General features: G+C 69.8%; 11 protein-coding genes. 1 reads left to right on the top strand and 10 read right to left on the bottom strand.

The genetic code is table 11. The annotated features are described in order from the left end of the window. Positions 1–3: 3 nt before the first annotated feature. From ACO05L_RS03225 to ACO05L_RS03180, 10 genes are all read right to left on the bottom strand, one after another. Positions 4–675: a response regulator transcription factor gene (locus ACO05L_RS03225; RefSeq protein WP_421730736.1), complete on the bottom strand. Its 672-nt coding sequence runs from the start codon at positions 673–675 to the stop codon at positions 4–6. Between the two features lie 101 nt (positions 676–776). After that, complete coding sequence (locus ACO05L_RS03220) at positions 777–2,336, bottom strand: Do family serine endopeptidase (RefSeq protein ID WP_421731622.1); 1,560 nt, start codon at positions 2,334–2,336, stop codon at positions 777–779. Between the two features lie 115 nt (positions 2,337–2,451). Beyond that, positions 2,452–2,964 (bottom strand): cytochrome c-type biogenesis protein, encoded by a 513-nt coding sequence (locus ACO05L_RS03215; protein WP_421730735.1) that lies wholly within the window; start codon positions 2,962–2,964, stop codon positions 2,452–2,454. Further along, positions 2,961–4,952 (bottom strand): heme lyase CcmF/NrfE family subunit, encoded by a 1,992-nt coding sequence (locus tag ACO05L_RS03210; protein WP_421730734.1) that lies wholly within the window; start codon positions 4,950–4,952, stop codon positions 2,961–2,963. Before ACO05L_RS03210 ends, ACO05L_RS03215 begins: the two co-directional genes overlap by 4 nt. Further along, positions 4,949–5,431, bottom strand: coding sequence for a cytochrome c maturation protein CcmE (gene ccmE / locus ACO05L_RS03205; RefSeq protein ID WP_421730733.1), 483 nt, complete (start codon positions 5,429–5,431; stop codon positions 4,949–4,951). Before ccmE ends, ACO05L_RS03210 begins: the two co-directional genes overlap by 4 nt. Further along, positions 5,428–6,273: a c-type cytochrome biogenesis protein CcmI gene (gene ccmI, locus ACO05L_RS03200; protein WP_421730732.1), complete on the bottom strand. Its 846-nt coding sequence runs from the start codon at positions 6,271–6,273 to the stop codon at positions 5,428–5,430. The genes ccmE and ccmI overlap by 4 nt, the downstream gene beginning before the upstream one ends. A 73-nt stretch (positions 6,274–6,346) precedes the next feature. Beyond that, on the bottom strand, positions 6,347–7,738 hold the full coding sequence (locus ACO05L_RS03195) for a hypothetical protein (protein WP_421730731.1): 1,392 nt from the start codon (positions 7,736–7,738) through the stop codon (positions 6,347–6,349). An 87-nt stretch (positions 7,739–7,825) separates the two neighbouring features. Continuing rightward, a complete protein-coding gene (locus tag ACO05L_RS03190; RefSeq protein WP_421731621.1) occupies positions 7,826–9,154 on the bottom strand; it encodes a sensor histidine kinase in 1,329 nt (442 codons plus the stop codon). Between the two features lie 139 nt (positions 9,155–9,293). Then, positions 9,294–9,974 (bottom strand): response regulator transcription factor, encoded by a 681-nt coding sequence (locus ACO05L_RS03185; RefSeq protein WP_421730730.1) that lies wholly within the window; start codon positions 9,972–9,974, stop codon positions 9,294–9,296. Between the two features lie 2 nt (positions 9,975–9,976). Continuing rightward, positions 9,977–10,321, bottom strand: a complete 345-nt coding sequence (locus ACO05L_RS03180; RefSeq protein ID WP_421730729.1) for a hypothetical protein — start codon at positions 10,319–10,321, stop codon at positions 9,977–9,979. A 262-nt stretch (positions 10,322–10,583) separates the two neighbouring features. On the opposite strand from ACO05L_RS03180, the gene ACO05L_RS03175 reads away from it, so the two are divergent. Next, positions 10,584–11,000, top strand: coding sequence for a hypothetical protein (locus ACO05L_RS03175; RefSeq protein ID WP_421730728.1), 417 nt, complete (start codon positions 10,584–10,586; stop codon positions 10,998–11,000). Positions 11,001–11,038: the final 38 nt, after the last annotated feature.

Here is an 11,038-nt window from a genome sequence, read left to right as displayed (position 1 = left end):
AGGTCAGCCCTCCAGCCGATACCCAGCCCCACGCACGGTCTGCAGCAGCGCGCGGTCGAAGCCCTTGTCGATCTTGGAGCGCAGGCGGCTGATATGGACGTCGATGACGTTGGTCTGGGGGTCGAAATGATATTCCCAGACCTTCTCCAGCAGCATGGTGCGGGTGACCGACTGGTTGGCGTGGCGCATCAGGAACTCCAGCAGCTGGAACTCGCGCGGCTGCAGGTCGATCTCGGTCGCGCCCCGATGCACCGTGCGGGCGATCAGGTTCATCTCCAGATCGGCGACCTTGAGCACCGTCTGGACCCCGCCGCTTTCGCGACGGCGCGACAGGGCCTCGACCCGCGCGATCAGCTCGGCGAAGGCATAGGGCTTGACCAGATAGTCGTCGGCGCCGGCCTTCAGGCCCGTGACCCGGTCCTCGACCTCGCCCAGGGCCGACAGGAACAGGACCGGCGTCTGATCGCCGTTGCCGCGCAGGGTCTCGACCATGCCGACGCCGTCCAGGCGGGGCATCATCCGGTCGACGACATAGACGTCATAGCCGCCGTTCTGCGCCTCCAGCAGGCCATAGGCGCCGTCGACCGCATGGGTCGCCTGATGCCCGGCCTCGGTCAGGCCGCGGATCATCGCCGTCGCCGCCTCCGCGTCGTCCTCGACCACCAGAATACGCATCAGCCCCTCCCGAAATTCAGAATCGTCGCGGACGATAGCGCATCCGCGACGATCCCGTGAGTTAAGGCTCGGTCATAGTTCGAGCCTGACGACGCTCGGTTTCACTCGGCCTTGGACAGTTCCAGCACCTGCAACACCGTCTGGCCGCTGGCCGTACGGAACTGCAGCAGGACGCCCGGGCGACCCGCCGCCCGTGCCGTGTCGATGGCAGCCTTCAGCTCGGCCGGCGTGGTCACCGCCCGGCTGTTGGCGCGCAGGATCACCGTGCCCGCCGGAACACCCAGCTCGCCCGCCTTGGAGCGAGGGGTGACGCCGGTCACGACCACGCCGCGCACGTCCTCGGCGATGGAATACCGCTGACGCAGGGCCGCTGTCAGGGGCGAGACCGACATCCCCTCGATGGACTCGGTCGAGGGTGCAGCGGCGTCGGGACGAGCCATGCCGCCAGCGCCGTCCTCGGTCGGATAGAGCTCGGTCTCGGACGGACGCTTGGCCGCCCGCACCGTGACCGTCTGGCGACGACCATCACGCAGGAACTCGACGCGCAGCTCGTCGCCGACCTTGGCCCCGGCCACGGCGCGGGTCAGGGCGTTGCCCGTCTCGGTGCGCTGGCCATTGACGGTGGTGACGATGTCGAAGGCCTGAAGCCCCGCGCGTTCGGCGGGACCACCGGCGGTCACGTCGTTGATCAGGGCGCCCTTGGTGTCGGCGGGCAGGCCCAGGGATTCGCGCTCGTTGTCCTGAAGCGTGCGCATCGACACGCCCAGATAGCCACGCTCGACCGAGCCGCCGCGGATCAGCTGGTCGGTCACCGCCTTGGCCGTCGAGGCGGGGATCGCAAAGCCGATGCCGACCGACCCGCCCGAGGGCGAGAAGATGGCCGAGTTCACGCCGATGACCCGACCGTGGATGTCGAAGGTTGGGCCGCCCGAGTTGCCACGGTTGATGGCGGCGTCGATCTGCAGATAGTCGACATAGGCCGACGAACGGTCCTGCAGGTCGCGGCCGCGGGCCGAGACGATGCCCGCCGTCGCCGTGCCGCCCAGGCCGAACGGGTTGCCGACCGCCACGACCCAGTCGCCGACGCGCGGATCGGCCTGTTCCTCGAAGCTGACGAAGTTGAAGTCCGAACCCTCGACCTTGATGACGGCCAGGTCGGTGCTCTCGTCGCGGCCGACCAGGGTGGCGTTCAGGCTGCGCCCGTCCGACAGCTTGACCTTGATGCTCTCGGCGTCGGCGACGACGTGGTTGTTGGTGACGACATAGCCGTCCGCCGTGATGAAGAAGCCCGAACCCGCGCCTTGCGCCAGTTGAGGCTCGGCCTCTTCCGCCTCGGGATCGGCGCCGCCGGGGGCCTGAAACTGGAAGCCCGGCAAACCGGGGATGGAGAAGGCGCCGCCGCGCGGACGCTCGACGCGGGTCTCGACCTCGATCTGAACCACGGCCGGGGCGACCTGCTGGACGATGTCGGCAAAGGACAGGGGCGCGCCCTGCGGCGGGGCGAAGGCCAGGCCGGCCGCGCCGGCGGAGGGGACCAGTCGGCCCGCGCTGGTGGTTTCGGCGTGGGCTCCGGGCCAGCTTATGACGCCGCCCGCCGTGGCGACTGCGGCGAAGGACAGGCCGACGGCCGCACCCAGGATGAACTCTTTCCGCTTCAGCATCGTCGTATAGCGATCCTCTTTCGGCGCCTTCACCGGCGCCGTTTCGCGTTGAGATATAGGCCGATGTTCAGCCGAAGCCAAAACACCGCCCGGAGATCGTTGATACCCCCGAACGTCAGTCGTGGGACGAAGATGCGTCAGGATCGGGGCGAACCGCGCCCGATGCGAGAAGTTCTTCCAGCCGTCGCGTCTCGTCGGGCGACAAAGGCGCTTCGGCCGCCGTGTCGGCGCGTTTTTTCCAGCCGCGCCAGGCCAGGATCCCGCCGACGCCCAGCAGGGCCGCAAGGGGCCCGAACCACAACAGCCAGGTGCCCGGCTCGACGGGCGGCTTGAACAGGATGTAGTCGCCCCAGCGTCGCACCAGATCGGCCCGGACCTCGGCGTCGCTCGATCCCGAGGCGATCTCCTCGCGCACCAGACGGCGCATGTCCCCGGCGATGCCTGCGGGCGAATCGGCAATGGATTCGTGCTGGCAGACGACGCAGCGCACGTCCTGGAACAGGGCCTGGGCGCGGGCTTCCTGACGGGCGTCGGCCAGAGGCTGATCTGGGGCCGAGCCCGGCTCCTGGGCCAGGGCCGAGGCGGCGAGCGAAACGGACGCCGCCGCGATCAGCAGCACCCGCTTCATGACGCCGCCGCCTTGCGCCGCACCACCGGCCCGACCCTGAGGCGGCGATCCAGCAGCGACAGCACCCCGCCCACCGACATGATCAGCGGCCCCAGAAAGATCAGCCGCGCCCAGGGGTTCCAGTGCACCCGCACGGTCCAGGCCTGGGCCTTCTCCGGCGTCGCCCGGCGCTCGCCCATCACCACATAGACATCGTCCAGGCCCCGGAAATCGAGACCGACCTCGGTCGTGGTCTGGCCGCCGGCGGGAAAGAAGCGGCGCTCGGCGGTGATTGTGCGCGGGCGCGACCCGGCCCGCTCGATGGTCATGCGTCCCTGCTCGGCCAGATAGTTCGGCCCCTCGATGATGTGGACGCTGTCCAGCCGCACGCTGTAGGCGCCGGCCTGGACGCGCTCGCCCAGGGCCAGGGGCGCGCCGGCCTCGACCTTGAACGCCGTTTCGGCCACGGCGCCCAGGACGAAGACGCCCAGGCCGGCGTGGGCCAGGGTCATGCCCCAGGCGCCCAGAGGCAGGGCCTTGGCCCGGCGCAGGGTCTCAGCCAGACCAGCGCGGAACAGCCGCGTCCGCTCGGCGACCTCGGCCAGTGATCCCAGGATCAGCCAGGCGCCGACAGCCAGACCCGCGGCGGCCATGGCCTTCTTGGGCTCGAACGCCAGCCAGCCCGTCAGGCCGCAGGCGATGGCCAGCCCGGCGGCGACCGCCAACCTCTGCATCGCGCCCTTCAGGTCGCCGCGCTTCCACGCCAGCAAGGGTCCCGCAGGCAGGATCAGGAAGGCGACCAGCATCAGGGGGGTGAAGGTCAGGGCGAAATAGGGCGGGCCGACCGAAATGGTCGATCCGGTCGCCGCCTCCATGATCAATGGATAGAGGGTCCCCAGCAGCACGGTCGCCGCCGCCGCCGTCAGGAACAGGTTGTTCAGCACCAGCGCCCCCTCACGGCTGATGGGGGCGAACAGGCCGCCGCCAGTCAGCTTGGGCGCGCGCCAGGCGAACAGGGCGAAGGCCGCGCCCGCCGTCAGACCCAGGATGCCCAGCAGCATCAGGCCGCGCTCGGGATCGACGGCGAAGGCGTGGACGGATGTCAGCACCCCCGACCGGACGAGGAAGGCGCCCAGCATCGAGAAGGTGAAGGCCAGGAGGGCCAGGAACACCGTCCAGCCGGCCAGCGCCCCGCGCCGCTCGGTCACCACCGCGCTGTGCAGCAGGGCCGCGCCCGCCAGCCAGGGCATGAAGGAGGCGTTCTCGACCGGGTCCCAGAACCACCAGCCGCCCCAGCCCAGTTCGTAATAGGCCCAGAACGAGCCCAGGGTGATGCCGATGGTCAGCAGCACCCAGGACGCCAGCGCCCAGGGCCGCACCCAACGCCCCCAGGCCGTGTCGACGCGCCCCTCGATCAGGGCGGCCACGGCCAGGGAGAAGGTCACCGAGAAGCCGACATATCCGGCGTAGAGCAGCGGCGGATGCACGGCCAGGGCCGGGTCCTGCAACAGCGGATTCAAGGACGCGCCCTGGAACGGCGCGGGGTCCAGCCGGGCGAAGGGGTTGGAGGTGAAGACGGCGAAGGCGATGAACAGGCTGGACAGCGCCCCCTGCACCGCGACCGCCGAGGTCTTCAGCCCGAACGGCAGGCCGCCCCCTGCGCCCGAGCGCGCGCGCGCCAGCACCGCGCCGAAGCCGGTCATGACCAGGCACCACAGCACCAAGGAGCCCTCGTGGCTGCCCCAGGCCCCGGCGACCTTGTAGAGCATAGGCTTGTCGGTGTGGCTGTTGTTCGCGACATTGGCGACCGAGAAGTCCGAGGTCACGAAGGCGAAGATCAGGGCTGCGAACGCCAGGGCCACGGCCGCCGCCGCCGCAATCGCTGCGCCCTGCGCCCCTCCGGCCAGCACCGGGCTGGCCCGCATGCGGCCCGCCGTCGCCAGCCCCGTCTGCAGGAGCGAAAGCCCGAACGCCAGCAGCAGGGCGAAGGCGCCGAATTCGACGATCAAAGCGACGAACTCCCCACGGTCGCGGAGCTGCTTTCAGGCCGCCACTCGCCCTTTTCCTTCAGCCGGTCGGCGACTTCGCGCGGCATATAGGTCTCGTCATGCTTGGCCAGGACCTGTTCGGCCTTGAAGGTGCGGTCAGGCAGAAAGGCGCCCTGAGCCACGATCCCCTGCCCTTCGCGGAACAGGTCGGGCAGGTCGCCGTGGAAGACGACCCGCGTCGAGGCCGCATTGTCGGTGACGGAAAAGCTCACGTCGGCGCCGTGCCTTTGCACGCTGCCCGCCTCGACCAGACCGCCCAGACGGATGTTGCGCCCCGCCGGGGCCTTCTCCGCCGTCACCTCGGAGGGCGAGAAGAAATAGGTCACGCTGTCGTTCATGGCCCACAGCGACAGGCCCACGGCCAGGGCCAGGATGGGCGCCGCCGCGGCCACGACCCACAGGCGGCGACGCGCCTTGGGCGATCGGGGAAGCCAGCTCATTGTCCCGCTCCGGCCAGTCGTTGTTCCAGTTCGGCCCGGCGCGGATCGGCCGGATCGAGGGCCGCCATCAGGGGCGTCCACTGTCGGCGCGCCTCGGCGACGTCGCCGCGCGTCAGGGCGGCATCGCCCAGAAAGAACAGGGCGCCCAGCTGATCGGGATCGCGTTTGACGGCCTCGCGGAAGGCGGCCTCGGCGTCGGCGCCGACCACGCCGTCCTGGGACCGCACCAGGCTCTCGCCCAGCCGCGCCCAGCTCTGGGCGTCGTCGGGCCGGATCGCCAGCACGCGGCGGAAGGCAGAGGCTGCGCCGATGGGGTCGCCCGCCTGGAACCGGGCCGCGCCCAGCATGGTCAATATGGCCGGCTCGTCAGGCCTGTTGGCGGCCTCGCGGGTCAGCACGGCCGCGACCTGGGCAGGCTCCAGCGGCTCGGTGCTTTCGGCCCAGGCCTCGACCCGGCTGGCATAGGCCTGGTCGCCCATGCCCGGCGCGCCGAACAGACCATAGAGCCCCAGCACCCCGAGCGCCGTCACGGCCAGGCCGCCCAGCACCCACTGGCGATCCCGGCGTCCATTACGCAGCACCATCGGCGCGACCGTCGTGGACAGCAGCCGGCGCGCCGCCTCGGCCCGCGCACTGACCCAGGCGTCCTCGGCCAGCAGGCCGCGCGCCTTCAACCGGTCCAGTTCATCCAGTTCGCGCGCCGCCGCATCGGCGGGTTCGGGATCGCCGGAAGCCTGGCCCTGATTGTGCTGGCCCGCGTCGGCGCCACGCCGCGCTCCGGTCAGCACCATAAGGGCCGCCAGCGCCGTCGCCAGGGCGCACAGAATGGAGAAGATCGCCATGGTGGTGGCTCTAGAACCTGATCCCGCAAAAGGTAAGCGGTTTTCAGCGTCCTCCACGCGCCATATCAACGCATCAGGCGGCCTGGAAGGGCCTGGTCGGCAGGTTGAGAGGCTTGAAGGTCGGCGGCGTCCCGGCGACGGCGGCGCGCCGGCGCACCGTGCGGGCTGCGTCCGTGGCCTCGATCAGCTCCAGGAATCCAGCGGCGGTCCCGATCATGTTCAGCGCCAGGGTCTCGTCGGGCCAGTCGCCGGCATTGATCGTCTCCAACCCGGCGTCGGCATAGGCGGCCAGGGATTCCTTCAGCGCCTCCAGCACCGACCATCTCTGCTGCTCGCAGCCGAACACCCCGGCGGTGGTGCGCACGGCCCGCAGCAGGGCCAGGGACGCAGTCGCAGCCTGAACCGCCTCGTCGTTCACCGGGACATCCAACCTGGGGACCAGCCGCGTCATGCGGCCCGAAGTCTGTGCGCGGATCGTTGGCAGGGCCTTGTCGACGGCGCCCTCGACCGAGCCCAGCAGGCGCGACAGTTTCTCGTTGATGCGGATGCGGGCGTCGCGCACCTGCTTGCCCCAGACGCCGCCGGGCCGCATCTCGATAGTCATGTCCAGTTCGGTCAGCACCCCCGCCGACCAGGTCAGGACCTCTTGCAGGGGTCCGACCACGTCCTTGACGTCGGCGGGGCGCCAGCCGGAAATCCGGGCCACCCGATCCTCGACCGCGCCGATCAGCCGCTCGACGAAGACGGCCAGTTCGCTCTCGGCCAGGAAGACCTCGCGCCCCGCCGCGCTGGACGAATGCGACACCAGCCGCAGCACCAGGGCCGCGTCGGCCAGGTTGGCGAACAGGATCTCCAGCATCCGCTGCGCCCCGTCCGGCGCGATCTCGGCGGCGTCACGGACCAAGAGCCTCAGGTCGGCCAGCTGATCGGCGGTGGGCCGCCCGACCCAGGCCTTCAGCGAGGGCATGGCCCGATGCGCCAGCAGCGCCAGGTCGAAACTGCAGGCCAGGTCGGTCAGGCCCTTTTCGCGCGCCTCCGGCTCGCTCCAGGCGGCAGGCCAGACCGTTTCGGCCTGGTCGCGCACGGCGGCGGCGGCGGCGACGCAGATGCGCCCGCAGACCTGGGTCACCCGGCCGATATTGCGCTCGTCGTCATCGTCCAGAATGGACAGGAAATCGGCCTCGCCGCGCCGGGCGATGCCCCAGACCCGTGACATGGACCCGGCCGGAAACACCATCGAGGCCACGCCGTCGGGGCGAGCGCGAAACAGGGGCAGAAGGGGGGCGAAGGCGCGGGCGCGGCGCACGCGGTCCAGCCGCTCGGCGTCCAGCATCTCTTCCAGATCGCGGGCGCGGCTCCCGGCCATGCCCGCCGCCAGCAGGGCGAGCTGGGTCAGCGTCCCGTCAGGAACGTTTCCAAGCAACTGCGCCAGCGCGGCGCGATGGGCGATCGAAAGATCGGCCATGAACACTCTGTTCCGCCGGTCGCCAACGGGGCGACCCGACCGTCACGGTAAAGAGGGCGAGTTAACAGTTTGCCGCAGAGACGGTCGTCAGCGCTCCGCGGCGGGCAGTTCCAGCATCGCCTTCAGCCCCCCCATGTCGCTGGCCGCCAGGGTCAGCCGCCCGCCATAGGCGCGGGTCAGGTCGTCGACGATGGACAGGCCCAGGCCCGATCCCGGCGCCTCCTCGTCCATGCGTGCGCCCCGCTTCATCGCCGCCTCGCGCTGATCCTCGGGCAGGCCCGGCCCGTCGTCCTCGACCACCACGATCATCTGTCCCAGACCGTTGGCTCCCGCCGAGATCCGCACCCGGCGCTTCGACCATTTGCAGGCGTTCTCGATCAGGTTGCCGAGGATTTCCTGCAGGTCTTGCCGCTCGCCGAGAAAGCCCAGTTCGTCGGGCGCCCGCCAGTCGATCTCGACCCCCTTGGACTGGAACACCCGCTCCAGCATCACCGCCATCTCGTCCAGCACCTCGGCGACGGGGGTGCGCTCGCCCAGGCCGTGGGCGGCGCGGGCGGCGGCGCGGGCGCGGCGCAGGTGGTGATCGACCTGACCCTTCATCACCTCGCTCTGGCGCCGCACGATCTCGGCCAGGGCGGCGCGGTCGCCGGATAGGTCGCCCGCCTCGGCCAGCATCACCGACAGGGGCGTCTTCAGCGCGTGGGCCAGGTTGCCGACATGGGTCCGCTGGCGCTCCACCACCTCCTGATTATGGTCCAGCAACTGGTTCAGCTGTTCGGCCAGGGGCGCGATCTCGGTCGGGTAGGCGCGCTCGATCCGCGCCGACTTGCCCTGGCTGACATTGGCGATTTCCTGTTTCAGATCGAACAGGGGCCGCAAGCCCACCTGCACCTGCAGAAACACCGCCGTGACCAGGCCCAGGCCCAGCAGGCCCAGGGAAATCCACGTCACCCGCGCGAAGTCGCGGGTGTCGGCGTCGATGGCCGAGCGGTCGATGGCGGCCAGAAATATGATCGGCGCCTCGCGTCCCGGCAGGGTCTTGATCGTCGCCGCGACCCGCAGCGGCTCACCCTTGGGGCCCGTGGCGTTATAGGTGATGGTCTGGCCGAACGCGTCCTGCAGACGGTCGGGCAGTTCGGCGGGGACCGTGATCTCACCGTCCCAGATCGACAGCGAGCGGGTGATGACCTTCAGGCTTCCGTCGGGCGTCTGTTCGGCCACGGACCAGTATTTGCCCGAGAAGGTCTCCAGCGTGCGCTGATCCAGGATCTGCGGCGTGACCACCGCCGTCGGACTGGCCGTCGTGGCCAGGATGACGCTGTCGATGGTGGTGTTCAGCACCCCGCCCAGACGGCGCAGTCCCGATTCCTGAAACTGGGAGGTCAGCACCATGCCGGTGGCGATCAGGGCGCCCATGATCCACAGGGCCGCCAGCCAGATCAGCCGGCGCGTCAAGGACCGCCCCGGCAACAGAGCCGCGCCGACCGCCTGCAGCACGGACGTCGAGGCCTTCTCGCGCTGAGGGGCCGCCGGGCTCGGCGTCGTCACGGGCCGGTCAGCCCGCGTCCGATTCGCCCGCAGGCATGGTCAGGCGATAGCCGAGGCCCCGCACCGTCTCGATCCGGTCGGACCCGACCTTCTTGCGCACCCGGCCGATAAAGACCTCGATGGTGTTGGAGTCGCGGTCAAAGTCCTGGTCGTAGAGGTGTTCGACCAGTTCGGTGCGGCTGATGACCCGGCCCTGATGCATCATCATGTAATGCAGCAGCCGGTATTCCAGCGAGGTCAGGCGCAAGGGCTCGCCATTGACCGTCGCCCGCGCCGCACGCGGATCCAGCCTCAGGCCGCCGCACGACAGGGTGGCCGAGGCGATGCCGGCCGAGCGTCGCAGCAGCGCCCGCAGACGCGCCAGAAGCTCCTCGGTGTGGAAGGGCTTGGTCAGATAGTCGTCGGCCCCGGCGTCGAAGCCCGACACCTTGTCCGACCAGGCGCCGCGCGCCGTCAGGATCAGGACCGGCGTGGTCTTGCCGTCGCGCCGCCAGCGCTCCAGCACCGAGACCCCGTCGATCTTGGGCAGACCCAGGTCCAGGATGATGCAGTCATAGGGTTCGGTGTCGCCCAGGAAATGCGCTTCTTCGCCGTCGGCGGCGTGGTCCACGGCATATCCGGCGTCCGACAGAGCGCCTTTCAGCTGACGCGACAGATCGGCGTCATCTTCGACGAGCAGCACACGCATTCTCAGCGTTCTCCGATGATGCGGCCGGTTCGGCCGTCGACGGTGATATCGACGATGCGGCCGCCGCGGTACTCCCAACGGACCACATAGTTTTCGCCCTGTGGACGGACGCCCAGCATACGGCCTTCGCGACCGGATTCGACCATCCGCACGATGTCGCTCAGATCCATCCGGCGGCCGTTCTGGGCCTCCGAACGGGCCTTCTCGCGACGAGAGCCGTCCACCTGCAGCATCACGTCAGCCGAGGCAGCGACCTGGGCCGTGGCGGCCTGAGCCGCCGAGGCCGTCCCCAGGGGGGCTGCGGCCAGGGCCAGGGTGATGATCAGAATGTCTCGAACGCGGGTCATGGTGGTGTGTCTAATGCTCAGGCCCTGAACGCCGCCTGAACGCCGGCATAAGGCGACAGTAACCCAGCCCCGCCGGTTCGTCGCCGTTTCATCTGCCTCTGTTGTTTTGCGCCCGCGTGAGATCACGCCTCTCAGGATTACGGATGTTTCATCCCGATGAACCCCGCCTGACCCGAGGTGTTCAGGTTCGGCTCAAGCCCCGGATGGTCATCTGCCTGCATCGACGGCGCCCCGCCGCCGACCCTGTTGATGGAGTGATCCGATGCTCAAGAAGTTTCTTGTCCCCGCCCTCGTCCTGGCCGCAGCCTCGGCCGCTCTGCCCGCCGCCGCCCAATCCCATGGCGCTCAATCCTATGGCGCACCCCGCCACGGGCCGACCCATTCGGCTCCCGCCTACCAGAACCCCGGCCACAACGGCTGGCAGTCGATCAATCAGCGCCAGGCCAATCTGGACCGCCGCATCGACGTTGGCCTGCGCAACGGCGCCCTCAGCCGTCGCGAAGCCACCCGCCTGCGCAGCGAGTTCAACCAGATCGCCCGGCTGGAACAGCAGTACCGCCGCAACGGCCTGAGCCAGTGGGAACGCACCGACCTGGACCGCCGCTTCGACCGCCTCTCGGCCCAGATCCGCAACGAGCGCTGGGACAACAACAACCGCCGTGGCCCCGGTCGCGGCTAGGCCTCCCACAGACTGAAAGCGATAGGGCGCGATCCGAA

The organism is Brevundimonas sp., from assembly GCF_965227765.1.
Lineage (GTDB): Bacteria > Pseudomonadota > Alphaproteobacteria > Caulobacterales > Caulobacteraceae > Brevundimonas.
This window is presented reverse-complemented; position numbering and strand designations above follow the sequence as displayed.